The following is a 23,974-nucleotide window of genomic DNA, read 5'->3' as shown; positions in this document are numbered from 1 at the left end:
TCACGAGGCTCCGTGGTTGTAGTTGCCGTTGTAGGTTGCGGCGCCGTTGTAGGTAACGGGCGCCTGGGTGTAATCGAGTGCAGAGAGGTGGCAGCGGGCTGGGGCCATCTCTGCCAACAGGCGCTTGATGCGGTTGGCCTGCTCTGTGGTGACCGGGCGGGTCAAGATGACCCGATACACAGCCCAGCGGGTCGGGTCGCCGTGGGGTTCGTTGCCGTTGTAGCTGAGGGTGCCGTCATAGCGGCGGCCGGTGGCGCGCTCGATGATGGTGCTGTCACCAAAGCCCAGCACGTTCAGCGCCTCCTTGATGGCCCATGGGGTGCCCTTGCGCTGATGCAACCGGAACGAGGCTTTGACCAGCGCCCGCTGCTGGTCTTCCGATTCCGCCAACTCCCACCAGTCCACCGAGCGGGCCCATGCCAGCCAGGGCAGCAACGGCGCCGGGCAGGTGTCGGCAAAGCGGGTAGAGGTAATGACTTCTGGTGTCAGGTTGCAGGCCAGCGCGGCGGCGGTCAGGTGCTCCAGCCGGGTTGCAGAGGGGGGCAGCAGATCCCGGGTTGCCGGAGTTGCCAGCGGCATGCGATGCACCTTGTGCGACCCCATGCCACCGGCATCGACCCCTTGGGTCGCCAAGCGAGTGATGGTGGTGAACGGGCCTACCAATGGGGGCGCTACTCCATCCTGTGCCAGGGTGATGGTCAGGGCTGGCTGGGTTGCTGCTGGCAGGGCTGGTGCCATCGGGTAGATGATCTGGGCGTACTTGGCGATCGGTGTGCCCATTGCGCCGGTAAAGGCGGTTGCCGCCTGCGCCAGCTTGGTTTTCAGCAATGGCGCACCATGCTGACCGTCAGCCAGATCACCGATGGTCTGTCGCACCCTGGCCTTGTGGCTACCTATGACGCCGAGATCGACCCCTGCAGGAGCCAGCCGTTGCTGAATGGTCGGCACCTCGATGGCATCAGGTTGTAATCCGCCGGTACCGAGCCGGGTTCTGACTCCCGCCGTGCCGACAATTCCCGCATCAAGCCCGACAAGGGTTATCTGTGTTGACATGTCAGCCGCCCCAATGGCGAGCAGGTCGCCCATTGTTGCAACAGTGGCCCGGATGGTCGTTGCCGGAGCGCCCTGTGCGCCATCGCTGATAGCGATGGCTTTGGTGCGGCTGGTCAGCTTGTTGGCCCCGGCTGCAAACTGGCTGATCCCGGTTGGCTTGGCGCGTTGAATGAGCGATGCCATCCCGACTTGGCCTGTTTCTATCCCTGCCACTGTCAGGCCAACTCTGACCCCGGCAATGGCTTTTGGCGCTGGATCATCCGGGCCTTGCACTGTGCCCCGATAGAGGGCAGCCCCGTCATGTGACAGGGTGCCGTCGTGATAGGTGAGTGACCCGCGCCAGACGGGATAGAGGGTTGCCATCAGAGCTTGAAGATCTTATTGGGGCCGTTATCCCAGGCGATGATGATGTCGCCGCCGTTGGTGCTGACTGGCAGGCCCGCCGCCGTATCAAACAGGGCGATCAGCGGGCTGGTCGCGGCGTTGCCGGTGTCTTTGTAGATGGCGCAGTAGTTGACGTTGGCGGTTGGCACGGCGGTGAAGGTGACATCGGCCGCATCGAGCACGCCAGCAGCCACGGTTTTGCTGGTGAGGGTCTGCGGGGTACCGACCACATGGGCCGAGATCCCGCTGTAAAACTCATCGCTGGCGAGGGTCGGTGAATAGGTGCTTTTGAGCAGGGCACACTTGAGGGTGTCGGCACTGGCATTGATGGCGCCGGTGAGAAACTTCTCGCGGCCTTTGTCATAGAGGGCGTTTGCCATGGTGGAGTCCTTAGTCGAGGGTGATGGAGGTGAGTTTTGCGGCCTGCTGCGCGCTGCAGGTGACGTCGGTCAGCGGCGCGCGCAGGGTGACGCTGTCGATCCCCTGTTGGTGCAGGGCGGCATAGATGGCGGAAAGCGGAACGGTGGCCCCGACCCGGTAATAAGCGGCGGCCGTTTTGGTCATGGCATCGTTCGCGGCGGCAATGGCCTGATCTTTACCCAGGCCGATGGCGTTGAGGGTGGCATCAACGGCATAGGGTTTGATCTGGGCCGGTTCGACCGCCACCAGATCGCAGAGCGGGCGAACGTCTTCGGCAGATAGCGCCTGCTCGACCAGATTGATGGTGTCAGCGCTCGGCTGGCCTGCCGGTGAGAGGATGGTCACTCTGACGGTGCCCGGGGTGGGACTATCGACGGCGACATCCGCCACCTCGGCACTGGCCGAGAGGGCGTGAAACTTGTAGGCATTGACCGGGCCCGCTGTGGCCATGCCCTCATAGACCATTTGGCAGCGCATGCGCAGGCGGTCATCAGATTCATACACCGGCTCGATGGGCGGGGTGGCGTTGGGGTCACCCGGGGTGACCAGCAGGCGTTCGAGTTCATATTCGCCGGCCACATGGTCAAGGGTCGTGCCACTGGCAAAGGCAAGCAGGGTCTGCTTGGCGGCATCGTTGATGCGGGCCCGCAGGATCATTTCGTTGTAGGCGTTCTCCTGCAGCAGCTTGTTGAGCGGTTCGGATTCAAGTTCCAGCGTGGCAGCGATGGCCGCCTGCTGGTCTGCCGGGTAGTAGCTGATCAGGGTGGCTTTGCGCTTGGCCAGGATGGCCTCAAAGTCGAGGGTTTCCTCGACTTCCGGTGGCGGGAGCTGGGTCAGGTCAACATTGCTCACTGGGTGGCTCCTGTGGGGATGGTGATGGTTCCTGATTCGGTCAAACCGTTGTCTGCTCGCTTCCATGTCAGGGTTATCTGGCAGACTCCGCCCAGTTCAGGGGCGCCAATCTCGACCTTGGTGATGCGGATGCGCGGCTCCCAGAGGGTGAGCGCGTGAACGGTGGCGGCCATCAGGCGCAGGCGGGTTGCGCCGTGCTGAGGCTGGTCGATGAGGCTGAATATCTCGCTGCCGTAGTCGCGGCGCATGAGGCGGGCACCGATGGGGGTGGTGAGGATGTCGCGCACCGATTGCAGGATGTGGGCGGTTTCGCTGATGGTGCGTCCGCTTTCGGCATTCATGCCCAGCCAGTTCATATCGGGCCCCCGGATGTGTCGTTACCGCGTTGCACTTTGTCGTGGCAGTAGGTGGAAACTTCGATGCCACCGATGTTGGCTGTTGGAGCGGTAATCTTTCCGCCCGCGCTGATGGTGGTGCCGACCTTGAGTGCCTTGGTGCATTCGACCAACGGGGTGATCAGTTTGACCGTCACGCTAGCGGTGATGGCAGCGGTTTTGATGCCGGATGCACTGAGTTCACCAGTGCTCGGGTTGTATTCGATGACCGCACCATCCGGGTATTCGATGCGGTCGAGATCTCCGTTGTCATCGTCGGTCAGCGGCTCTGGGTGCTTGTCCTGATAGATACCCGCCAAGACAAAGGCGTTGCGCAGGTCACCGCTGAGACTAAGCAGGATCACCTGCTCACCGACACTCGGTCGCATGCGGCGGCGGGTGCGACCTGCGCGCAGCACCAGATATGGCCGCCAGTCTGTGTGGTTGCCTTTGGTTTCGACGCGGCATTCACCGGATCGCACCTCGGTCACGGTGCCGATGCGGATCAGGTCGTCGATTTTGCGGAGTAGTTCGATGATGTCCATGAGGGGGAGTGTGTTTTGCCACACCCCCCTTTGCTACCTGCTGCCGTTGTAAACGGCGGTTTTACAACGAGGCTGTTAGGCTTTTAAGCAGGCGGTCTTCAATCCGGTCGATATCGGCGTCGGTGATGCCGATCAGTTGGCGCTCGGGGTATTGCACCTCTTTGCCGTTGATTTTGTCGCGCAGGCCGAAGTGATGGATGGTGGCGAGCCGGTTGGCGCTGCCGGTGAATTCGACGGTTGCCTCGTTGGCGGTGGCTGTGGCTTTCAACCATGCCGGTTTGACCAGCTTGGCGAACATCTTGCGGCGAATGGCGCCACGCTTGGCGCGTGGTTTGCGCGGCGTCATGGGCGTGCCATCCGGCTGTTTGTTGGCGCGGATCCGTTCTGCCTGGGTTGCCCGCATGGTGCGGGCCAGTTCGGCAGCCAGCTTGCGGCGCTCGGTGGCGCTGAGTCTCTGGAGCAGGGCGGCGGCTTGGTCGCCTAGTTGCTGGAGGGCGTCGGCGGCCATGGTTGGTGCTCCCCGTTGATAAAGAGTTCCCAGGTGATGCCGTCATAGGGGTCTTCTGGCGGTTCTGGTACGTGCTGCCAGCCGATCCCCTCTTCGGTCTGCGTGACAATGACCCGTTCGGTGAGGGGGATGGTGATCAGCAGGTCGTAGAGGTCACCGGCCAGCAGTTCAGATTCGACCTTGATGGCGTTTTCCCTCTTGTCGGAGTTGGTGAACAGCTCCGGCTGGTGTTGGCGCAGCCATGCCAGCAGGGGCACGACCAGTTGATCAGGGTGGCCCGCAAAGTCGATGACGCCGATGGATAGCGGATATTGCCACTCGAACGAGAGTGATTTGGCGCCAGTGGCAACGATACGGCCATCGCCCACGGTGAGGATCAGACGCTCTGGATTTTGCGCCAGTTGCGGCGAGCAGCTGGCAAGCACGTCACGGATTGCGGCTGGTTTGAGCATGGTGCCTCCGGTTGCACTGGATCACGTCATCTACCTTGGCGGCGCAGGTTGCCCAGGCGACCTCGGTGGCGGTCAGCAGGTCGAGCAGATCGCCGTTATTGAGGGGATCTGCTGGCGGCAGCTGGCAGGGGGCCGGAGCGGGACAGGTGAGCCTGATAATCTGCGGCGCCGGTGAGGGCGGGGCGCTGGAGCAGGCCGACAACAGCAGCAGGCAGAGGGCGATCAGCCCAAGACTTAAGTTCAGCATTTTCACGTTTGAGCCTCGCGATAGTTTGTTCACGGGTGGCGGCGGTGGTGGCCAGTTGGTCGAGCTGGCCCTGCAACTGCTGGGCGGCGGTAGCCTGTACTGCCAGTTCGTCGGTGAGGGTATTGATGGTGCCGTCTTTGGCCCGCTCCCGCAGCGCGGCCTCTTTGGCCTTGTCGTCGGCGGCCTTGAGGTCGCTTTGCATGGTGGAGACCCGTCCCTCTGCCTTGGCGGCAGAACGGGCCGACCAGCCCCAGCCACCCAATGTGACAACCAAGACCAGCAGCAGCCAAGTGAGGGGTGAGCGCAGGAGGTTAAGCCACATGCTCCACCTCCTTCACCTGATAGACCTTGGCAAAGTGGGCGTGAGCCTTGGCCAGCTTGGTGTCGTAGCGGTTTTCTTTGTAGGCGGGGCCGTTGTAACGGCGGGCCACGTCGGCCCATTTGCCCGCCTTGAGCGCCTTGTGCAGCACCGGATCCAACTCGATAAAGCCGACCACGGCGCGCAAGTGCTCGGTTTCGCTGCGCTGCATTGAGGCCAGCCAGTCTTCTGCCGAGGCGTAGCCCAGCGCCTGCCAGTGGTAGCCCATCACCTGGAACATGCCCCAGCTGGCCGACTCGATGGCGGCGGCGCGGTGCAAAGTCATGGCGGTTTGCAGACGGGCCCATTCAGCCGGGCCACCCTGATAGCCGCCGCGCTTGGGGTTGCAGAGGGCCGGATAGAGGCCCGTGAGGCGGTTGGCCTCGGCTTCGCCTTGCTGCTTGGTGATCTGCTTGAAGAACACATGGCGTTCGAACAGGATACGTGGGCGCTGGCACTCGTCGAACCCTTCGCCAGCGGCTTCGACCTGGGCGAAGGTGGCGAGCTTGGCCAGTTCGACGCCGAGGCGATCGGCTGCTTGCTGCAGATCGGTGATGGTGAGCTGGTTGCCGATGGCGGCACCACGCAGGGCAGCCATGGTGCGCGGCCCAGCCTGCCCGATGGCGACGATGAGGTGATCGCGCTGGAAGGCGAGCACGGCTTGCTCGGTGGCGTCACCAAACCAGCCATCGGCGGCCACCTTGTATCCTGCCCGGGTGAGCAGTTGTTGCAGTTCGGCCACCGGCGCGCCAATGGCGCCTTTTTTTAGGGTCATGGTTGATACCTCCGGTAGATGTCAGCGGCATGGTTGGGGCGCGGGTTGCGGCATGGCAGCAGGCGCATGACCGAACCGCGCGAGCCGAGCAGGGCGGTGAGCACCACGGCGGCCAGCAGCACGGCGGTCGGATCCGGTGCTGGCATGGCCCCGAGCAGCATGCGCAGCGGCACGGAGCCTGCGGCGACGGTGAGCAGCCACGCCAGCAGGGCAGGGAGGGGGCGATAGTCGCCCCCTTTGCGGTTGAAGGTGGCCAGCCTGATGGCGATGGCGGCGCAGATCAGGGCGTAGAGGATGGTCAGCATGTCAGCCCCCTTTGCGAAGTTTGAGCAGGTCATCAGGCGCTTTGCGCAAGACCCACTGCAACAGGTGGACGGCCAGCGCTGAGGCGAGCAGGGCGCCGACGGCCTTGGGCACTTCGACGCTTTGCGGCAGGACGCTGGCCAGCATGGCGGCAACCAGCGGGGCCGCCAGCGCACCGGCGACAAAGGCGGCGATGAACAGCCCCGCCTTGCGCAGGTTGCCTAGTTCGGCCGTGGTGGCGATGAAGACCAGCGCCCCGGCGAATGCGCCAAGGAGCACGCCGGGATCTACGCCGGGGAATAGCGACAGCAGAGCCAGACCGGTGAGGGCGCTGGTTGCTGCACTGGATGAGATGGGTTCGGGCATCGTGCTCTCCTGGTGCTGTTGTTATCGTTTGCCGCCGAATTGGCGGTCGTGTTGAAATTCGTGGAGGGTCTGGCAGTCGGTGCAGCGTTCGCAGCCCCGGATCGCTTCTCTGCGCTCCTGCGGGATCGGGTCGTCGCAGTCGATGCAGTAGTGGGGGCCGGTACCGCTGATGCGGGCGGCGTGGATGCGGGCCGCGAGCTGCTGCTCGCTGATGTCTGCCAGTCGTTCAAGTTCGTCGTCGAGGCGGCTCATGTCAGTGCTCTCATGGGTTAATCCCATAGCTGGATCAGTGGCGCGGCGGCTTGGGTCGGGGTATCCGGCAGGGTGATAAGAGTGCCCATCGGCAGGATGGGCCCCAGTTCTGCCAGCCCCGGATTGAGGGTCAGCACCTGTTCGGTGATGCCCGCGGTGTAGCCGTAGTGCCGGTTGATGATGAGGTCGAGGGTTTCCCCCTGTTGGGCGCGCAGTTGCATCAGATCAGCTCAACCGTGGTGTGGGTTTCGCCAAGGATGTCGCGGATGGCGAAACGGGCGTCGCGGTAGAGGTCGTTTGCGGTCTGGTCGCGGGCGTCGGTGTCTTTGACGGCGTCGGCAGTGGCCGAGCTGTCGAGGTAACGCTCGTAGAGGTTGGCGCGGGCCATGCTGTAGACGGCGCGGCGATACCAGTGAACCAGCACGGATTCGGCGTTGACGGTCTGGGATGGCACATCGGCCAGCTTCTCGTAGCCTTCGCCCTGGCGGTTGATGGCCCAGCCGCTCAGATCGCTGTTGACGGCGGCGACGGCGTCAATCACAGCATGGCGCAGCCGTTCGGTGGTGATGGTGCCGTCGGTGCGCATGATGGCGCGCAGGGTGTTGAGGTTGATGACCGGCCAGAACGGGGCGCTTGATACTTCGCCTTCGTCTTTGTTGGTCGGATTGGTGGGGAGAAATCCTGATGTCATGGCGGCTCCTTGCCCCTGCCCTGTTTGTTGGGCGGTGGTCGGGCCGTCTGGTATGCCGTTGGCATTCGTCAGGCCCGAGCCGCCCAGGGTGCGGGGTACGCTCGGTTAGCTGGTCTCGCCGTCGGCGGGGCCTTGCTGTTCGGTGGTGCCGTTTTCGGCTGCCTTCTGCTCGGCGTCTTTGGCGGCTTGTTCTGCTGCTGCCCGTTCTGCCTCTGCCTTGGCTGCCTGTTCGGCTTCTTTGTCCTTCTTGATTTCGCGCTCCAGCACTTCCAGCTCTTTTTTGATGCCCACCTTGTCGTGCAGTTCGAGGGCGCGGCGGTAGTGCTCTGCGGCTGGTTCTTTGCCGCCTTCGGCCAGATAGGCGCGACCGACTGCCTTGTGCAGCTTGGCGCGTACCTGATCGAAGATGTCGCAGTCGTGGAGCAGCTTCAGATAGTTGATGAGCAGGAAGAGGTCGGGGCCGGTGCCCGCCTCTTGCAGTTTGATGGCAGTGTCGGCCACCTCTTCGGCAATGAGGGTTGGGGCGGTGCGTTCGTACTGATCCGGGGTGTTCAGCTTGTGGCGGATCACGTAGTCAGCCATCGGCAGGGCGCCAGCCAGATCGCCGGTGTCGAGGTGCCAGAGGGTGACGGTGACCAGCACGTCATCCTGACCGCCGCGATCTGCAGCCAGCAGGCCGTCAATCCACGGTTTGTAGGTAGCCAGCATGGTGCGCTTGGCGTCAATCTTGCGCTCGATGCTCTGGATGCCCTTGAGGGTCTGCTGGTGCTGGCGCAGTTGCATCAGCTGGAGTTCGTAGGCGTTGGCGGCGACCTGATCGAACTGAGGATTGGCCGCCCCTTGCAGGGCGGCCAGTTTGCGAGCGCGGTTGCGCAGGGCGGGGCTTGTCATGTCTCCCCCTTATGCGACCGGAGCCGGTTCAACCAGCTGGATGTGTTCGGCCAGCGCGGCGCCTTCGTAGTCTTCGACCACGTAAGCCTCGTTCACTGACTCGTAGTTCTCGATCTGGTCGCGCTTGGCGTTGTCGAGAATGGTGCGGCGGCGGGAGCCTTCCTGCCAGTAGATGGATAGGTTATCCAGACGGGTGACCAGAATGGCGTTGTCCGGGAAGCTGGGCACGCGCACGGCAGGCAGGCCGCCCATGCGTTTCTGGCTGATGATGACATCGGCAGCCATCTTCTCGCTCGGCACCTGGTCTTTGTTGACCATGGGGAAGTATTTGTCGTGCAGCAGTTTGCGGCCGACGATGGCCACCAGTTCGGTGTCGTCGCGGTAGGTCGGCCCCAGCAGCTCGGTCAAGTCCATCACCAGCGCATCGAGGTTGTTATAACCGTCAGCCAGCGTTACACCAGCACCTACCTTGATGACATTGGAGCCCGCTTTGACTTCGTCCAGCACGTTCTCCGGCTTGTCTTCACGGATTTTTTGCAGCCAACCCTTGTTGACGTCTTGCAGCAACGGATTGGTGACCCGGTTGGACTTGGCGGCGCGCTGGATGCCGTTAAAACCGATCATGATGCGGTCAAGGGCCTGACGTTGCAGGATTGCGTCGCGCAGGCGGGTCTGGAAGTCTTTGAACTTGGCCCACGCATCGATTTTGGAGTAACGCAGAGCGGTATCGAAGTTGGTCTGTTCGCAGCGGTAGCGGTTGCCGGTCAGGTCAGACGGGTCTACCGCTTGGCGATCTTCCTTGGTGGTGTCGGTGGTACCGGCGATGGTGGTGTTGATGCCAAGGCCCAGTTTCTCGCCTTCCTGTTCCGGCACGCCGACCACGTTGATCATGGTCAGGAATGCGCTGGATTCCTGGATGCGGGTTTCCAGTGTCTGTTCGACAGACGGGGCGACGGTGAATTTTTCACCGGCGTTTTCAACGTTGTTCAGCTCACAGATTTTCTGGGTGAACTGTTTGAACTTCACGCGGGTTTCGTTACGCATTGATGATGCTCCTTAGCAATCGGTGGATACGGTGGTGGTGCCATCGCCACCGGTGGCGGGATCGCGCTTGTGGCTAAAATCTTCCTGGCGTTCCAGCGAGGTTTTCAGCTCGTTAAAGGCTTTTTCCAGTTCGCTGTTTTTGGCTACGGCGCTTTTCAGCTCGTTGACGGTGTTGGCCAGCTCGTTGAACTTCCCTTTGGTCTTTTCTTCGAGGTTGGTCACTTCGGTGGCTACGGCTTCCACGGCTTGATGCACGTCGGCGAATTGCTCGCCGCTGGCCTGATCGCGGCGGGTGAACATGCCTTTGACCTTTTCGAGCAGGGACGGGCCTTTGTCGCCCTTGTCGCTGTCGTCTTCAAATTCGATGACGGTTTCCAGCGCTTCGGTGAACAGGCATTCCTTGTGCTGCTTGCGATCGCCCAGCGGGTTTACCTTCGCTTTGCTGCAGAACTGGAGCATTTCGGTGCCGAGGCTGGCCGGGCTGTCGGTGACGGCCAGACCCATGAGGTAGGCGCCTTTTTCGTTCAGGTTCGGGTGGATTTCGACGGAGGTGTAAACCTTCTGACGCTTCTTGTTCAGTTCGACCAGTTCGGGGGTCGGGTCGATTTGCACGAACAGGGCCAGACGTTTTTCACCTTCCATGTCGACCTCTTCGGTCTTGGCTGCGGTGATGTCGCCGTACATCTTGAACTGACCGTTGGGGTCATAGCCCCGGATGTGTTCCATATTGACCCGCGCGCCATAGGTGGACTGGTTGTAGCGCGCGGCCATCTGTTCAATCCATTCGCGGGTGATGGTGCGCCCGTCGGTCGTGCCCCCTTCGACGGCGACGCGGAAAAATTTGGACTTAGGCATGAGCTGGGATCCCTTTGTGAATTGGGTTTCTGGTCGGGCTCATGGTCTGGCTTGTGCCCCAGATCCTTCAATCTGTGGCTGTTGTAAAACCGCCGTTTACAACGGCGGCGCGCTCGTTGTGCTTGCGTGGCTGGGTAGACTGGCGCCATGACTACAGCACCCTTACTTTTCCCCCATATCGAACCCAGACGGCAGGCCATGCACCTGTTCTTTCAGGGCTACCCGCTCCGCGCCATTGCTGAATTGCTGCAGACGCCGGAGGGGACAGTTTCGACCTGGAAGAAGCGCGACGGCTGGGATGACATCAAACCGATTGACCGGGTCGATTTCGCGCTGGAGGCGCGGTTGTGCCAGCTGATCGCCAAGGAGATGAAGACCGGCGGCGATTTCAAGGAGATTGACTTGTTGGGCCGCCAGCTTGAGCGGGTCGCCCGTGTCAACAGATACAGCAACGGCGGCAACGAGGCCGACCTCAACCCGAAGGTGGCGAACCGCAACAAGGGGCCGAAGAAGGCGCCGGTTCGTAACAATTTTGATGAGGCCCAACTAGAGAAGCTGGGCGAGTTGTTCCACAGCAATATGTTTGGCTATCAGAAGGTGTGGTATCAGGCTGGCTTGCAGTACACCGAGCGCAACCTGCTCAAGAGCCGCCAGATCGGGGCCACGTTTTACTTTGCGCGGGAGGCGCTGATTGATGCGCTTACCACTGGCCGCAATCAGATTTTCTTGTCAGCCAGTAAGGCGCAGGCCCATCAGTTCAAACAGTACATTTTGGCTTTCGCGCAGGAGGTCGGGGTTGAGCTCAAGGGCGACCCGATCACCCTGGGCAATGGCGCCATTCTCTACTTCCTCGGTACCAACTCCCGCACCGCCCAGAGTTATCACGGCAATCTCTATATCGATGAGTATTTTTGGATCCCCAAGTTTCAGGAGCTCTACAAGGTCTCCAGTGGCATGGCGATGCAAAAGTTTTGGCGGTTGACCTACTTCTCGACGCCTTCAAGCCTGTCGCATGACGCTTACCCGTTCTGGTCTGGTTCGATGTTCAACAAGGGGCGACCGAAGAACGAGCACATTAAGTTCGACGTTGACCATGCGGCTTTGCATGGCGGGCGGCTGTGCGGTGATGGCCAGTGGCGGCAGATCGTCACTGTTGAGGATGCGGTGCGCGGCGGCTGTGACCTGTTCGACCTTGACCGGCTGCGGCGCCGTTATTCCCCCGATGACTATAACCAGCTGTTGATGTGTCAGTTTGCTGATGACACTGACAGCGTATTCCCGCTCGCCATGCTGCAACGCTGCATGGTTGACAGTTGGGAGGTGTGGGAGGACTACAAGCCCCACGCGATGCGGCCAATGGGTAACCGGCAGGTGTGGATCGGGTATGACCCGGCGAAGGGCGGGCAGGGGGACAGCGCAGGCTGCGCCGTGCTGGCCCCGCCCTCGGTGCCCGGCGGCAAGTTCAGGGTGCTTGAGCGCCACCGCTGGCAGGGGATGGACTTTGATGCACAGGCGCGGGCCATTCGCGCCATGTGCGATCGCTACAACGTTTCCTATATCGGCATCGACACGACGGGGATCGGGGAGGGTGTTTATCAGCTGGTGAAGCAGTTCTATCCGGCGGTGAATTCCATCCAGTACAACCCGAGCGTGAAGATTCAGATGGTGATGAAGGCGCAGGATGTGATGAACAAGGGGCGGCTTGAGTTTGACAGCGGGATGACTGACCTCGCGCAGGCATTTATGAGCATTCGCCGCGGGGTGACCGCCGGCGGCAAGATGCCGACGTTTGAGGCGAGCCGTTCCGAGGAGACCAGCCACGCCGATATCGCATGGGCAACCATGCATGCCCTGTTACATGAGCCGCTGGTAGGCGCCAACTGTACCAATACCAGCATGATGGAGATTTTTTCATGACAAAGCTCCGCAATCCGCGCAAGACCCCGCCGGTGACGGCGACCCAAGCGCCCGCCGCTGATGCGATCGAGGCGTTTTCCTTTGGCGAGCCGGTGCCGGTGCTGAGTCAGCGGGAGGTGTTCGATTACCTTGAGGCGATGCACAACGGTCGGTGGTATGAGCCGCCGCTGAGTTTGCAGGGGCTGGCGCGGGTTTATCGTGCCGGGGTGCATCATGCCTCGGCCATTCAGGTGAAGCGCAACATTCTGCGCAGCTGTTTTGTTCCCCATCCCAAACTGAGCCTGACGGCGTTCACCGGGCTAGTGAATGACTATCTGATCTTCGGCAATTGCTACCCCCATGCGGTGTTGAACCGGCTGGGCGGGGTGTTGCGCTATGACCATCTGCGGGCCAAGTATGTGCGGCGCGGGGTGGATCTTGATGCCTATTGGTGGATTGCGCAGCCCGGGAAGGAGCAGCAGATGCCGATCGGTTCGGTGGGCCATGTGATGGAGAGCGACATCAACCAGGAGATTTACGGCATCCCCGATTATGTTGGCGGCCTGAACTCGACACTGCTGAACGAGTCGGCCACGCTGTTCCGCCGCAAGTATTACGAGAACGGCAGCCATGCCGGGTTCATCATGCACATCACCGACGCGGTGCAGAACGAGGACGACATCAAGAAGCTGAAAGAGGCGCTGCGCCAGAGCAAGGGCCCGGGCAACTTCCGCAACCTGTTGCTCTACACCCCGAACGGCAGCAAAGACGGGGTGAAGTTGATCCCGGTGGCCGAGGTGGCGGCCAAGGATGATTTTCTCTCCATCAAGAACGTGAGCCGCGACGACCAGCTGGCGACCCATCGGGTACCGCCCCAGTTGATGGGGGTGATGCCGAACAATACCGGCGGTTTCGGTGATGTGACCAAGGCCGCCCAGGTGTTCGATGTGAACGAGGTGGACAGCCTCAAGGCCAGCCTGCTGCAGATCAACGACTGGGCAGGGGAAGAGGTGATCAGGTTCAACCCCTACAAGCTGGCAGATCTGACAGTGCAAAGTTGAGAATACCGACTATCTTCAAATCGGAATTCCTCCAAATTCCTCCATGATTTAATTCAAAGCCCCCATCTTCAGGGGGCTTTGTTTTGGCTGGTTTTCCATTCTGCCAGACCTAACCAATCGCATTCCTGGCCAACGTCGGTTATCCCCGGGCAACCACACTCCCGAGCTCCTTCCATACGCATCTGAGTGTATGAGCGAAGCCTCGAAGGCTCCCTTAACACCCAGCGCGCGCAATCGAACCCCCGCCTCGCCTGCCCGCTTTATGTATCGATTTCCATGCATGTGAACGATTGATGGCGGCTATCTGCTCCCCGCGCCAGCGCTGGCCGCGCGGGGGATAACTGATCCTTTTTGCGATCCTTCACTTTCTGTCAGATTTGTGCACATGGCACACCACAAATGCAGGCTTTATTGCTAATATGAATGCTTATTTAACAGATGGGTGCTTTAATGTATTTTGAGGAGTTGTTGTGATACCGATTATTTCAGGAGTCTATGGAAATGAACAATTTGTTTCAGCTAGAAAAATGCTTGTTGTCTTATCGGTACTCTTTTTAGCCATCAATGTCAGTGTTGCTAAATTGTTGGAGGCTAACACCTTTATATTCAAAGTTAGTTTCGAAAATTCGTATGGACTTAATGTTCTTTTGTTTTTTGGTGTTATTGTTTTGACGGTAAGGTATTACTCCGTTGCAAATGTTTATCATAGAGCTGCATTCAAATTATGGTCAGATAGTATGCTCTCTGATAGAAATATGCTATTGTGTTTTCGTTCTTCGAATAGTCTGAACGGTCCTGTAGAGAGAGGGGATGTTTTAGTTGATGGTTTTTTGGCTAGGCATCCATATATAAAAGAAATTGCAATTAACCATCTAATGGTAAATCCACGCCCTCTAGAATTCACATATCAATCTCGTGGTTTACTTGAAAGACACTTGTACTATTATCCCTCTGACAGCCAAGGTGTGCCAGTTATTATAAAATTGGAAGAGAAGGTGACCGGATGGACTCGCAAAGATTTTTATCGACTTCTTCTTCTCGAAAGTAAATATCAAGTTCTATGTGCCTTTAAAAGACATGAGTTTTTGGAGATTAGGTTACCTTATTTTTTAGCACTAATTTCCATTGTTTATTTCTTGGCTACAGAACAGGTCTCTTTATTCTTGGCATCAAAAATAGTGATTGTTTTTAATTTCATCGACTCACTCAGTTTCTTCTTAAAATAGAACGCCATAAATTATATTTTGATAAGTAAGTTCCATCTTAAGTATATTTCGGATCCAAGGCTAATTACGGCTTCTGGGGATCCATCCAGCCTTGAGAGACTCATAGTTGTCTTGTATGTCTTTTATTTCAACTAGTTTGGCTACGTTTATCGGAAAATTTGATCTCCCGCACATAGGCTGCACGATAGCAAAGTGGGTGGAGCCAAACGCCGCACGGTGATCTGGCTTTGGCGCCTTGCTATACTGTTTATATATACAGTTATTTCGAGGTCGCCAGCATGTTTGCTCAACCCGCTCCCGATGCTCCCTTGTTGGAGCTGCCTCTGTTCCTCTCCCCGGTGGCTTGTGGCTTTCCGTCGCCGGCGCAGGATTACACCGAGCAGACCATCGATCTCAATCAGCTATGTGTTGCCCACCCAGCGGCCACCTATTTTGTGCGGGCGGCCGGTGACAGCATGGTGGACCATGGGATCCGCGATGGTGACCTGCTGGTCGTCGACCGCAGCCGCAAGGCGCGCCACGGCAGCGTGGTGGTCGCCGCGGTCGATGGCGAGTTCACGGTCAAGGAGCTGCAGCTTGAGCCCACAGTCGCCTTGCTCCCAGGCAACCCGGCATATCGGCCCATTCATTTCAGTGAGGGGCAGGAGCTGGAGATTTTTGGGGTGGTGTCTTTTATCGTGCATCAGGTGGATACCCCATGAACAAGCGCTGCGCCGTCGCCCTGGTCGATGTGAACAACTTCTACGCCAGTTGCGAGCGGCTGTTTCGCCCTGACTTGAAGGGGCGGCCCATCGTGGTGCTCTCCAACAACGATGGCTGCGTGGTGGCCCGCTCGGTAGAGGCCAAAGCGCTTGGCATCAAGATGGGTGTGCCGTACTTTCAGATCCGCCAGTTCTTCGAGGCCCTGGGCGGGGTATGGTTCTCCAGTAACTATGCCCTCTATGGTGATATGTCGAACCGGGTGATGACCATTCTGGAAGGAATGGCCCCGGCGGTAGAGGTCTACAGCATCGACGAGGCCTTTATCGAACTGAGCGAGTCCTGGGCGGGCGACTTGGTGGCCTATGGCCTCCAAGTCCGCGAGCGGGTGCAGCAGTGGACTGGGTTGACTGTGGGGGTCGGCATCGGCCCCACCAAGACCCTGGCCAAGCTTGCCAACTATGCCGCCAAGAAGTGGCCCGCCACCGGTGGCGTGGTGGATCTGCGTGATGAAGGGCGGCGAGCTCGGCTCATGGCGATTACCCCGGTGGAGGAGATATGGGGTATTGGCCGGCGGCTTTCGGCCAAGCTGGAGGCACAAGGCATCAAGACGGTGGCCGATCTGGTCGCCGCCGATCCCAAGGCTCTGCGGCGCCGCTATGGCGTGGTGGTCGAGCGCACGGTGCAGGAGCTACGGGGGATCCCCTGTGCCGAGCTGGAGCAAGAGGCCCAGGCCAAGCAGCAGATCATCTGCTCGCGCTCTTTCGGCGAGCGCATCACCCAGATCGGCTCCATGCTCCAGGCGCTGGCCGGTTACATGGAGCGGGCCGCCGAGAAGCTGCGGGGGGAGGGGATGTGCTGCCGGCACGTGACCCTGTTTATTCGCACCAGCCCGTTCAGCGATCGGGAGCCCTATTACGGCAACCAGGTAAGCACCAAGCTGGCGATGCCCACCCATGACACCCGGGCGCTGCTGGCCCTGATCCCCGAGTTGCTCCCCCGCATCTGGCGCGACGAGCAGCGATACCAGAAAGGGGGGGTCATGCTGGCCGACTTCACCCCCGCCAGTATGCAGCAGGGCGACCTGTTCGCCGTACAGCAGCAATGCCCGCGCAGCGAGGCGCTGATGCAGGTCATCGACAAGATCAACCAGGGTCGGCTGGGGAAGGTCTACTTCGCAGCCCGCGGTCGGAATACTAGAGAGTGGATGATGAAGCGGGAGCAGTTAAGCCCCCGCTATACTACTGCGCTCGGCGAACTGCCAGTAGTAAAGTGAACGACTCGTTATTATTGTTGCTGGTGCATAGTTTGCCAGGTCATGTTGTCATTTGCTCCTACTCTGAACTTGTTAGCTAAGGCCATGAACAAAGGATTAATGGCGCAATCGAGCCCCTCGTGGTTAATCCTGGTTGATTCGACGCATATCAATCAAGAATGTTATAGCAATCTGATGTTCAAAGTACGTACGCCGTGTAGCAACGTCCCAAGCTAGCTTTAGTTTGTTGACGAACGTAACTCGTTATATCTATACCCGAATTGGAAGCTCGGTCCCATGAATTTCAACCTGACTGTAGGATCTCATATTCAGTAATTTACGGAGGCTATACTGGGTGTTCTTCGCATTAGTAGTTGGTCCATGTCGTACAGATTCAATGGGTAAAATACTTGTATGTACGCCAGCCATTGGACGAAGATCAAGACAAACATATGGAGTAATCCCATAAGGACCATTTCTAAATTTTATACCGGTATCATCATGTGGCATATGTAATAGCCGCCATTCATGCTCAGCTTCAAATACAGGATGCTTAAAATAAGTTAAATACTCAGCTACCTCATCGCTAGCAAATTTACAACACGCAATAATACTACCGTGTGCATTATCTTGAGTGAATCCATTGGTTATGTCGAGAAGCACTGCTATCGTTTTATCAATTACCTCTTCAAGCAAACGACGTTGCTCTGTATCTTCATATATAACCTTTCTAACCATAAAGTTATTACTAGCATCTCGTGCTGGCTTAGGTATGTCAAAAGATGTGGCATAAAATCCAATAGCAAAGCCACCACCGGCGTCAGTATAGCCACGCCATTGACTTAAGAGGTCATCACGTGCACAAAAACAAGAGATATAATATTCTAATGAACCATTTAAATTTTTTACTCTATCCAGAGTTCTTTTCAGAAACGAAACAATAATGGGATCTTGGGTACTCTGTATTTTGGTGTTTACAATTTCTTCAAGAAGTGAAATGCCATAACTGAATTCTGATGCGTCGTTCAGATAACTGAAGTGAGTTGCCCAGATTCTTGATGATTCAAGTATTCCGATTAAACCAGTCGTATTGGTGTAGTGAAATAATTGATATGGTAGCTGCCCCCGAATCTTAACTCTCTCTGAAGATATATCATCCCGAACTATTCCAAGCGCAGCGTCTAATGCTTCTGGGTACTTAAAATTCATCTCTGTTTCTCTCCTGTGACGCATTAAGTTATAGTGAATTTTATAACAGCAGTCTAAGAAAAAATTGAACTCCATTAGCTGACACTGGTGAAGTGATATTGTGACAAATTAGAACATGCGATCGAGCTGTTTGCCATAACTAACAATCACCCACCCCGAGGCTAAGAAAGTGAGCCAAGTGACGAACCCAATGACTGTTTCTGGCACCATGGCCTGAATAAGTGGCCATTGGTCGAACAAACCAGGTGGGGTTGGCAGGTTAGCTTTGCCATCAGTGATAGAAAGGATCCGGCTAAATGCTCGTTCAAGACGGTGCTCGAACATCAGTGCTCTCACCCCAAGCAATAACGCTACAGAAGAGACCAGCATCAGGATGCCACCGAAAAACTTCATGACTTCCGGTTCCATGATTATTGAAGCAAAAAAGTCTTTCAGGCGTTCCATCATATTGATTTCCTACAAAGCTCCGTTTGGAGAAGTTTATACCTGATTGGCAGGTCACTTCATCAAAAGAAATACAAGCCGAAACTGAAATATTCGGTTGGCTGAGAGTTCCTTCTATTCTTGATAATCCTGCTGCCGCTCATGTTTGCTCAACGCCCAGGCGCGCCCGCGCCTTGGCAATCTCTGCGCCGTGGCGCTGGTTTTCGGCTTGCAAGCTCGCGACGCGGGCCTGCTCCTGTTCGGTGGGCTGGTAGCTCCCGCGATCCTCTTCGTCATCCACCAAGCGGGTGAGGGTGGCGATCGCCTCATCGGCCTGTTGCAGCGGCAGGCTGGCCAGCCAGTCGGTCACGCTGCCGCCGCTGTGCATCAGCTCGCGGGCCTGCTGTTTCAGATCACTGCTGCTGGCGGCGCGGTTTCGGGCCAGCTCGGCCTCGACCTCAGCGGTCAGCTGGTCGGCCACCGCATCGCCAGCCCCTGGCCAGTTGCGGGTCACAATCAGCCGATCGCCGACCAGTCGCACATATTGGCCGTCGGCGTTGATAATGCAGCCCCGCAACAGCAGGTCTTCGTTACTCACATCAAGACCCATGCGAATCAGCTCTTTGGCCAGAGCGGATTCTTTAACCCCCTTATTGGATCCTTCCGTACAGTTATTGACAGAACTCCGAGGGGCGCGGCTGCCGCCGCTTGAGTGCAACTCGCTGTGCTCGTCAACTGCAGGCTCGCGCTGCTCGCCCAAACCCGACACAGCGGCACCCTTGCGCACTATCTGCCAGCCTTCGGCTCTGGTGACGGCGGTGGTCTGGCCCACGTCGGAGATCACCCCCATCAGGCGCAGCACATCCTCGCCGTATTTGTTGGCGGCGACGTCCAGACGCTTGGAGAGCTTGATCAGATGGTCTTTGCGCGGGGTCTCGATGCCGCCCATCGCCTCGATAAAGCGGCCCCACTGCTTGTTATCAGCGGCATAGCGGGCCGCCTCCAGCACGCAATCCCACTCGATCACCTCGTCGCCCAGGCGGCGCAGCTCGCGCCAGACGGTGACAGATGGCCCGCCGACTTGCTGGAACTGGCGAATGCGGTGACGGCTGGCCCATGCGGCCACGCCGGTGGTGGAGGTTTCGACGGCCTCTTCGGCTTCCTCGTCCCAGCCGACCCGGTGACCGTCGATATTCTTGGCCACATATTTGGCGATGTAGCCGGTGGCCGAGCCCTTGCTCTCGTCGATGATCTCCCACGCTACCCGCGGCTTGATGGCCTTGATGGTGGCTCTGTCGTTGATGTTGATCAGTGCCAGCGCCTTGGCCGCCTTGTTGCGGATGCGGTTATGGTTCAGATAGTCGAGGGTTTCGGTGTTCGGCATGCCCAGCTCATGGCGATCGCGCTGGGTAAAGTAGAAGGTGAGCAGCGTCAAAAATTCTTGCTGTTGCTCTGGCTCAACAAAAAACAGTGCGTGCCAGTGCGGTGTCGCGTCGTGGTGCGGCTCGGCGATGCGGAACCCGTAAGTGCGCAGGCCCCGGCGAGCAATCGCCGCGCGGAACTGGGCCCACTGGGAGCAGAGCATTTTCTGGGTCTGGGTCGGGGTGCAGCCGTTGTACTTGTCGTTCTGGAAGGTCTTGCCGGTCTTCTGGTTCTGCTTCCATGCGTGGTATTGGCTCGGGGCGGTCAGGGTCACAAAGAGGCCAACGTGCCCCTGTTCCTTTGCCAAATCCTCAAAGCCTCGCATGCGCACCATCAGCTCGCAGCGGCGCACCATCGGGTTTGATACCGAGGCCATCATTGCTTCGAGCAGATCGCACTCCTGCCCCAGCTCTTCATTGACCACTTTGCGGCTCTCTGCCCAGTGATACTGTGCAGTTTTGCGGGCCAGATGCTCACGGCGGGCGTGATGGCTGGCGTAGGGGCTAACCCCTTTACGTACCTGCCCAGTGAATATTGCGATCAGCTCGCAGTAGACATCCCACGCCCTGTTGATGCGTCGGCGCCACCACTGCTCATCCAGCAGTCGGATCATGATGGAGGCGGCATTGCCTTCAAACTTGGTCACGAAGGGCGCCAGCGCTGCGCGCTCTCCCTCGGCCAGCTCGCGGCCCAGCAGTTTTATATGATTGGCAATCGGGTCGATCGGCAGGGGCGGGCAGAAGTGCCATGCCTTGGCTTGGCCTGCCAATGCCTCCAGCAGATCGGCAGCGCGCACAGCGCCGTTTGCCGTCATATCGGCCAGAATGGTCTGGCAGCGGCCCGACCATTCGGCGGCAATCATGTCCCGGCGCAGCTCGTTGCGCAGCTCATGCGGCGGCACAGGGAATCGCTCGGCAGCCTGCTGGCAAGCCGCGCTCATATTGCGCAGCCAGATCGCCGCACGGCACGGCTTGGTGGCATAGCGGGCCAGATAGGTTTTTGCCAATGGCTTGGCAACGTGTTGCTCAACGAGGCTCAGGCGGTGATCTGCCCATGCCATGTGCTGCTGATGCTCGGCAGCCAGCAGATTTGGCGGCAGGGTGACCCCGCCCAGGTGACGAATCATCGGCTCGGCCATTACCAGCACTCCCCGCAGACACCGCGCTCATATTGGTACGGGCGCAGTCTGTCTTTGCAGAAGATGCAGTGCGGCACGTCGCGCATGGTGCGCAGCGCAGGAGAATGGCACATTGCGCAATAGTTGAGCTTTGTCAGACCAGTGGCCAGCCGCACGGGGTGAACAACAGTAAACTCCCCGCAGCAGTCGCACACGGCGCGGTTATTGGTGGTTTGCTGCGAACCATTGAAGGCAGCAGGCCAGCATTTCTCTACGCAATATGGATAGGTGCGGATGCCCTGGCGCCCCATCACCGGCAGGCAGACAGCCATCTGGCCGCAATGGGTGCAGGGCTCCAGCGTGACCTGACCGGTGGTGTCGATGCGGAATGCAGGGCGCACGACGCCCAAAGCCGGGGCATGCCCGGCTGTTTTTTGGTGAGTCATTAGATGGCGCCTCCGATGTGGAGAGAGCGGATTTTGCTGGATGCTGCCTTAACCGAACGGCGGACCAGACGGCACAGGGTCAGATGGGTTTTTGCCGGAGTGCGCTGGCCGTGCGGGCCGTCTTTGCGCAGGTCGAGCAGGTCACGTTGCAGGTCACGCAGTTCGTTGCTGGCGTTCAGCATCCGGTTTACCCAGACGTCGATCAGCTGTTGATGGCTCATTTGATAGTCTCCCCCAGTCCGTGGAGTGGTTCGCATTCGGCCCACCACTCGGCGATCTCTTTTGCCAGTGCCAGCTCGGCACTGCCGACGGCCAGCCAGTACACGGCGCGGATGGCGCCCAGTGCCAGCAACTCTTGGGTGATATTGCGGTTGCGCTTGGCATCGCTGCCGGCGCCGATGAATTCGCCCTGGGCAACTTCCCAGTGCTTGGTCAGCTGGCTGACAGGTGCAGGGGCCTGCAGATGTGCCGGGCCTGCTTCGCAGTTGCCCAGCTCGTCAACGGGCGGCTCCAGTTCAAACAGGTCTTGAGTCACAGGGCACCCCCTTCCATGTCGCTGAAATCCGGCTCGTCGATGGCAACATGGCCAGCCTCGACACGGATGGAGATCCCCAGTTCTCCGCAGCAGCAGAGCGGGGCAGTTGGCACCAGTCGCGCCTCGTTCTCGGCAATCCACTGTTTCAGGCAGGCGAGGGTCATGATGGTTTTGCTCATGCTGCTACTCCTTTCATTTCGATTCCGGTGACCGGTGACCAGTTGGCGATAGGTACTTGCAGGCCCAGCGAGTTGTAATCTCGATTGCCTCGCAGCAGTTGCGTGGCGGTGTCGTTGCAGTCCGCGCATCCGCACCATTGGCCGCCGCACTGGCAGAACTCCTGCTCGCAGTGCTTTTCTTTGGCGTAGATGGCAATGCGCAGGCAGTCTTGGCAGAGCACAAAGAAGCTGATGCTGATTACTTTCAGAGGGCTAATCACTTGGCACCCCCTTGCAACTCATGAGCGAAGGGCGGCAGGAATATCACGGTGACGTCATGGACAGGCACCGCCAGATCCACGCCGATGATGTGCGGACGGCAGCCACCGCGCAGGATCTCGAGGCGCTTGGTCAGCTCGGCATAGATGTCGAGCAGGCTCAACTCGTCGGCCAGTTCGGCCAGTGCCTCAAGGCTCGCCTCGACGGCGGTGCTATGGCAGGCGCCCAATTGGGGGCGGTGGGTATTAATGAGGCTGTTCGCGACTTTGCGGATCGCCTGTTCTGCTGTAAGATTGTTCATGAGGTTTACCTCGTTGATTGATTGAAAGCCCCGCTGGTGCGCCAACACCGATAGCGGGGTTTTTTATTGGCCGTTTCCGACCACTTTTCTTGCAACTGCCAAGCGGTTTTCCAATTCGCTGGCTTGAGCGTTCAGCTCTGCCCGGCGCTTATTCTCAAGCTCTGCCTGTTCCAGCTCGCTGCGGGTCGGCCCATCAATGTGGCGGGCGGTGCGGTGCCACTCGCGGCGGTGCAGCACCGAGCCGTCAAACTCCCGCAGGGTGGCGAGCAGGTCGCCCAGTGCGAGCCGGATCGCCTCTTGTTGGTCAAACTCGAACTGGCCCAGCTCCTGCGTTGCTGCCGACGGAGAGATCCCCGCGGCATAACAGATGACGGCGCGGGCCCGAGTCGGCAGGCGTGACCAGCGGCTGGCCGCCCCATTGCGGCCGAAGCGGGCGCGCATTTCTGCCAGTGCTGCCTCTGCGGCGCTTGGCTGTTGAACGAGCGGAATTACCTTTGCTGTTGCGTTCATGGGGTGGCCCTCCGGTTATGCCTGCAGCAGCTGGGTCAGCCAGTGCGGGCGGGGTTGCTGGCGCGGCTGAAAGCGCAGGGCGCCGCGGCGTCCCTTGTGGTCTTCCAGATAGCTGCCATCAAAGCGGGTGGTGTTGCGCATCACTGGCTCGTCGCAATCGCTCACGACGGTGGCGCGGGTCATCAGCAGGAACGGCAGGGGGATCAGCCCCGGCTGCTCGGCGCGTAGTTTCATTGGGCAATCTCCTGTGCCTTGTTGCGGAGTATCTCCACCGCCTTGAATGCCGGCGCTGGTGATGGCTCCGTTTCCTTATTGATGTGAACGACAGGCAGTACCACAGCAGGGTTGCGCAGTTCTGCTGGTTTCAGTTCTGCCACGATCTCAGCCAACACCTTGCAGCGGAAACCGCACTCGAAATTGGTGCAACGCTGGTATGACTCGACCGATAGCGGGCTCATTTGGCGGGCGGTGCGGCTGGTCATGCGGCTATGGCAGTGGGGGCATTTCAAAATCATCGGTGTTCTCCTATGCGCCCATAGCTGCGCGAGCGATGTCAGCTGCACAGGCGATGGTGGGGATTGAGTTGAATTTGTTTTCGACTTCGGTGGCGAGCAGCACCATGTGCTCGATGCCCGCCATCAATCCGGTCAAGATGGCATTGCGATGGTGTTTGGTGACTCGACCAGCGGTGAGCACTTGGGTAGCCTGAGCCGTGACGCCAAGGATGCTGGCGCCAGCATTGAGCGCCTGCTGGGCGCGGGCCTCTGGCTGGATCTCCGCATCGGAAGAGGGCAGGCGAACGGCGGTGAGCTGGCAATCAAACAGCAGGCCATCAAACAGTGTGTCATCACCGGTGACGCGGTAGATGTCGATAAGGTCGGTCGCGGTCAACTTGTGCCGCTCTTGCGCCGAATTGAACTTGTTGCGCAGCACATGGCCGCTCATGCCGATCGCGTGTGCAATGGCCTCAAGGTCGTGCGCTGCTTTAAATCGGTCGCAGGCGCTTGCAAATCCGGTGTGTAGGCTAGCCTTATTGGTAGACACTTTAACCCCCTGCGCTCAATTGC

36 protein-coding genes are annotated in these 23,974 nt (G+C 59.0%); 5 read left to right on the top strand and 31 right to left on the bottom strand.

Translation table 11 applies throughout. The annotated features are described in order from the left end of the window. The 18 genes from G5193_RS10970 to G5193_RS10885 all read right to left on the bottom strand — a co-directional run bounded on the left by G5193_RS10970 (position 1) and on the right by G5193_RS10885 (position 10,370). The gene (locus G5193_RS10970) at positions 1 to 1,416 is read right to left on the bottom strand and encodes a phage tail protein I (RefSeq protein WP_421206003.1); all 1,416 of its coding nucleotides are present in this window, start codon (positions 1,414 to 1,416) and stop codon (positions 1 to 3) included. Further along, complete coding sequence (locus G5193_RS10965) at positions 1,416 to 1,817, bottom strand: hypothetical protein (RefSeq protein ID WP_013723883.1); 402 nt, start codon at positions 1,815 to 1,817, stop codon at positions 1,416 to 1,418. Before G5193_RS10965 ends, G5193_RS10970 begins: the two co-directional genes overlap by 1 nt. A gap of 10 nt (positions 1,818 to 1,827) precedes the next feature. Next, the gene (locus G5193_RS10960) at positions 1,828 to 2,709 is read right to left on the bottom strand and encodes a baseplate assembly protein (protein ID WP_421206002.1); all 882 of its coding nucleotides are present in this window, start codon (positions 2,707 to 2,709) and stop codon (positions 1,828 to 1,830) included. After that, positions 2,706 to 3,065, bottom strand: a complete 360-nt coding sequence (locus G5193_RS10955) for a GPW/gp25 family protein (RefSeq protein WP_421206001.1) — start codon at positions 3,063 to 3,065, stop codon at positions 2,706 to 2,708. Before G5193_RS10955 ends, G5193_RS10960 begins: the two co-directional genes overlap by 4 nt. Further along, positions 3,062 to 3,628, bottom strand: coding sequence for a phage baseplate assembly protein V (locus G5193_RS10950; protein WP_421206000.1), 567 nt, complete (start codon positions 3,626 to 3,628; stop codon positions 3,062 to 3,064). The genes G5193_RS10955 and G5193_RS10950 overlap by 4 nt, the downstream gene beginning before the upstream one ends. Positions 3,629 to 3,689: 61 nt before the next feature. Next, a complete protein-coding gene (locus G5193_RS10945) occupies positions 3,690 to 4,136 on the bottom strand; it encodes a phage virion morphogenesis protein (protein WP_421205999.1) in 447 nt (148 codons plus the stop codon). After that, entirely contained in the window at positions 4,109 to 4,588 is a 480-nt protein-coding gene (locus G5193_RS10940; RefSeq protein ID WP_421205998.1) for a phage tail protein, read from the bottom strand. Before G5193_RS10940 ends, G5193_RS10945 begins: the two co-directional genes overlap by 28 nt. Next, complete coding sequence (lysC, locus tag G5193_RS10935; RefSeq protein ID WP_421205997.1) at positions 4,563 to 4,790, bottom strand: Rz1-like lysis system protein LysC; 228 nt, start codon at positions 4,788 to 4,790, stop codon at positions 4,563 to 4,565. The genes G5193_RS10940 and lysC overlap by 26 nt, the downstream gene beginning before the upstream one ends. Then, positions 4,684 to 5,157 (bottom strand): Rz-like lysis system protein LysB, encoded by a 474-nt coding sequence (lysB, locus tag G5193_RS10930; RefSeq protein WP_421205996.1) that lies wholly within the window; start codon positions 5,155 to 5,157, stop codon positions 4,684 to 4,686. The genes lysC and lysB overlap by 107 nt, the downstream gene beginning before the upstream one ends. Next, positions 5,147 to 5,968, bottom strand: coding sequence for an N-acetylmuramidase domain-containing protein (locus tag G5193_RS10925; protein ID WP_421205995.1), 822 nt, complete (start codon positions 5,966 to 5,968; stop codon positions 5,147 to 5,149). The genes lysB and G5193_RS10925 overlap by 11 nt, the downstream gene beginning before the upstream one ends. Next, the gene (locus G5193_RS10920) at positions 5,965 to 6,273 is read right to left on the bottom strand and encodes a phage holin family protein (RefSeq protein ID WP_421205994.1); all 309 of its coding nucleotides are present in this window, start codon (positions 6,271 to 6,273) and stop codon (positions 5,965 to 5,967) included. Before G5193_RS10920 ends, G5193_RS10925 begins: the two co-directional genes overlap by 4 nt. Before the next feature lies 1 nt (position 6,274). Beyond that, the gene (locus G5193_RS10915; RefSeq protein WP_073536721.1) at positions 6,275 to 6,637 is read right to left on the bottom strand and encodes a putative holin; all 363 of its coding nucleotides are present in this window, start codon (positions 6,635 to 6,637) and stop codon (positions 6,275 to 6,277) included. A gap of 21 nt (positions 6,638 to 6,658) precedes the next feature. Continuing rightward, positions 6,659 to 6,889, bottom strand: coding sequence for a TraR/DksA C4-type zinc finger protein (locus G5193_RS10910; RefSeq protein ID WP_421206049.1), 231 nt, complete (start codon positions 6,887 to 6,889; stop codon positions 6,659 to 6,661). 17 nt (positions 6,890 to 6,906) lie between these two features. Beyond that, positions 6,907 to 7,110 carry a tail protein X gene (locus G5193_RS10905; RefSeq protein WP_185227701.1) on the bottom strand — a complete coding sequence of 68 codons (204 nt, stop codon included), beginning with the start codon at positions 7,108 to 7,110 and terminating at the stop codon, positions 6,907 to 6,909. Further along, a complete protein-coding gene (locus tag G5193_RS10900) occupies positions 7,110 to 7,580 on the bottom strand; it encodes a head completion/stabilization protein (RefSeq protein ID WP_421205993.1) in 471 nt (156 codons plus the stop codon). Before G5193_RS10900 ends, G5193_RS10905 begins: the two co-directional genes overlap by 1 nt. 105 nt (positions 7,581 to 7,685) lie before the next feature. Then, complete coding sequence (gpM, locus tag G5193_RS10895) at positions 7,686 to 8,471, bottom strand: phage terminase small subunit (RefSeq protein WP_421205992.1); 786 nt, start codon at positions 8,469 to 8,471, stop codon at positions 7,686 to 7,688. Between the two features lie 9 nt (positions 8,472 to 8,480). After that, positions 8,481 to 9,515, bottom strand: a complete 1,035-nt coding sequence (locus G5193_RS10890) for a phage major capsid protein, P2 family (RefSeq protein WP_421205991.1) — start codon at positions 9,513 to 9,515, stop codon at positions 8,481 to 8,483. 12 nt (positions 9,516 to 9,527) lie between these two features. Next, positions 9,528 to 10,370 (bottom strand): GPO family capsid scaffolding protein, encoded by an 843-nt coding sequence (locus tag G5193_RS10885; RefSeq protein ID WP_421205990.1) that lies wholly within the window; start codon positions 10,368 to 10,370, stop codon positions 9,528 to 9,530. A 147-nt stretch (positions 10,371 to 10,517) separates the two neighbouring features. Here G5193_RS10885 and G5193_RS10880 point away from each other — a divergent pair, with 147 nt between their 5' ends. From G5193_RS10880 to umuC, 5 genes are all read left to right on the top strand, one after another. Beyond that, positions 10,518 to 12,287 carry a terminase ATPase subunit family protein gene (locus tag G5193_RS10880; RefSeq protein WP_421205989.1) on the top strand — a complete coding sequence of 590 codons (1,770 nt, stop codon included), beginning with the start codon at positions 10,518 to 10,520 and terminating at the stop codon, positions 12,285 to 12,287. Beyond that, positions 12,284 to 13,327 (top strand): phage portal protein, encoded by a 1,044-nt coding sequence (locus G5193_RS10875; RefSeq protein WP_421205988.1) that lies wholly within the window; start codon positions 12,284 to 12,286, stop codon positions 13,325 to 13,327. The genes G5193_RS10880 and G5193_RS10875 overlap by 4 nt, the downstream gene beginning before the upstream one ends. 470 nt (positions 13,328 to 13,797) lie before the next feature. Then, entirely contained in the window at positions 13,798 to 14,553 is a 756-nt protein-coding gene (locus G5193_RS10870) for a hypothetical protein (protein ID WP_421205987.1), read from the top strand. A 278-nt stretch (positions 14,554 to 14,831) separates the two neighbouring features. Then, entirely contained in the window at positions 14,832 to 15,254 is a 423-nt protein-coding gene (gene umuD / locus G5193_RS10865) for a translesion error-prone DNA polymerase V autoproteolytic subunit (RefSeq protein WP_421205986.1), read from the top strand. Beyond that, the gene (umuC, locus tag G5193_RS10860) at positions 15,251 to 16,528 is read left to right on the top strand and encodes a translesion error-prone DNA polymerase V subunit UmuC (protein WP_421205985.1); all 1,278 of its coding nucleotides are present in this window, start codon (positions 15,251 to 15,253) and stop codon (positions 16,526 to 16,528) included. The genes umuD and umuC overlap by 4 nt, the downstream gene beginning before the upstream one ends. Before the next feature lie 249 nt (positions 16,529 to 16,777). Here umuC and G5193_RS10855 read toward each other — a convergent pair whose 3' ends face one another. From G5193_RS10855 to G5193_RS10795, 13 genes are all read right to left on the bottom strand, one after another. After that, complete coding sequence (locus G5193_RS10855; RefSeq protein ID WP_421205984.1) at positions 16,778 to 17,716, bottom strand: DUF2971 domain-containing protein; 939 nt, start codon at positions 17,714 to 17,716, stop codon at positions 16,778 to 16,780. Between the two features lie 108 nt (positions 17,717 to 17,824). Beyond that, the gene (locus G5193_RS10850) at positions 17,825 to 18,163 is read right to left on the bottom strand and encodes a hypothetical protein (RefSeq protein WP_421205983.1); all 339 of its coding nucleotides are present in this window, start codon (positions 18,161 to 18,163) and stop codon (positions 17,825 to 17,827) included. A gap of 136 nt (positions 18,164 to 18,299) precedes the next feature. After that, positions 18,300 to 20,699 carry a replication endonuclease gene (locus G5193_RS10845; RefSeq protein ID WP_421205982.1) on the bottom strand — a complete coding sequence of 800 codons (2,400 nt, stop codon included), beginning with the start codon at positions 20,697 to 20,699 and terminating at the stop codon, positions 18,300 to 18,302. After that, positions 20,699 to 21,124 (bottom strand): hypothetical protein, encoded by a 426-nt coding sequence (locus G5193_RS10840; RefSeq protein ID WP_421205981.1) that lies wholly within the window; start codon positions 21,122 to 21,124, stop codon positions 20,699 to 20,701. Before G5193_RS10840 ends, G5193_RS10845 begins: the two co-directional genes overlap by 1 nt. Further along, the gene (locus tag G5193_RS10835; RefSeq protein WP_421205980.1) at positions 21,124 to 21,345 is read right to left on the bottom strand and encodes a hypothetical protein; all 222 of its coding nucleotides are present in this window, start codon (positions 21,343 to 21,345) and stop codon (positions 21,124 to 21,126) included. Before G5193_RS10835 ends, G5193_RS10840 begins: the two co-directional genes overlap by 1 nt. Next, positions 21,342 to 21,659, bottom strand: a complete 318-nt coding sequence (locus G5193_RS10830; RefSeq protein ID WP_421205979.1) for a hypothetical protein — start codon at positions 21,657 to 21,659, stop codon at positions 21,342 to 21,344. The genes G5193_RS10835 and G5193_RS10830 overlap by 4 nt, the downstream gene beginning before the upstream one ends. Further along, positions 21,656 to 21,838: a hypothetical protein gene (locus tag G5193_RS10825; RefSeq protein ID WP_257726024.1), complete on the bottom strand. Its 183-nt coding sequence runs from the start codon at positions 21,836 to 21,838 to the stop codon at positions 21,656 to 21,658. Before G5193_RS10825 ends, G5193_RS10830 begins: the two co-directional genes overlap by 4 nt. Then, positions 21,835 to 22,098 (bottom strand): hypothetical protein, encoded by a 264-nt coding sequence (locus G5193_RS10820; protein WP_421205978.1) that lies wholly within the window; start codon positions 22,096 to 22,098, stop codon positions 21,835 to 21,837. The genes G5193_RS10825 and G5193_RS10820 overlap by 4 nt, the downstream gene beginning before the upstream one ends. Then, entirely contained in the window at positions 22,095 to 22,397 is a 303-nt protein-coding gene (locus G5193_RS10815; RefSeq protein ID WP_421205977.1) for a hypothetical protein, read from the bottom strand. Before G5193_RS10815 ends, G5193_RS10820 begins: the two co-directional genes overlap by 4 nt. A 63-nt stretch (positions 22,398 to 22,460) precedes the next feature. Continuing rightward, the gene (locus G5193_RS10810; RefSeq protein ID WP_421205976.1) at positions 22,461 to 22,907 is read right to left on the bottom strand and encodes a hypothetical protein; all 447 of its coding nucleotides are present in this window, start codon (positions 22,905 to 22,907) and stop codon (positions 22,461 to 22,463) included. Between the two features lie 15 nt (positions 22,908 to 22,922). Beyond that, positions 22,923 to 23,141 carry a hypothetical protein gene (locus G5193_RS10805; RefSeq protein WP_421205975.1) on the bottom strand — a complete coding sequence of 73 codons (219 nt, stop codon included), beginning with the start codon at positions 23,139 to 23,141 and terminating at the stop codon, positions 22,923 to 22,925. After that, complete coding sequence (locus tag G5193_RS10800) at positions 23,138 to 23,422, bottom strand: ogr/Delta-like zinc finger family protein (RefSeq protein ID WP_421205974.1); 285 nt, start codon at positions 23,420 to 23,422, stop codon at positions 23,138 to 23,140. Before G5193_RS10800 ends, G5193_RS10805 begins: the two co-directional genes overlap by 4 nt. Before the next feature lie 10 nt (positions 23,423 to 23,432). After that, complete coding sequence (locus G5193_RS10795; RefSeq protein ID WP_421205973.1) at positions 23,433 to 23,951, bottom strand: phage regulatory CII family protein; 519 nt, start codon at positions 23,949 to 23,951, stop codon at positions 23,433 to 23,435. Positions 23,952 to 23,974: the final 23 nt, after the last annotated feature.

It is taken from the genome of Aeromonas sp. 601027, from assembly GCF_049174455.1.
GTDB classification, from domain to species: Bacteria; Pseudomonadota; Gammaproteobacteria; order Enterobacterales; family Aeromonadaceae; genus Aeromonas; species Aeromonas veronii_A.
Note: the sequence above shows the minus strand (reverse complement) of the source record. Positions and strands in the feature narration are given on the sequence as shown.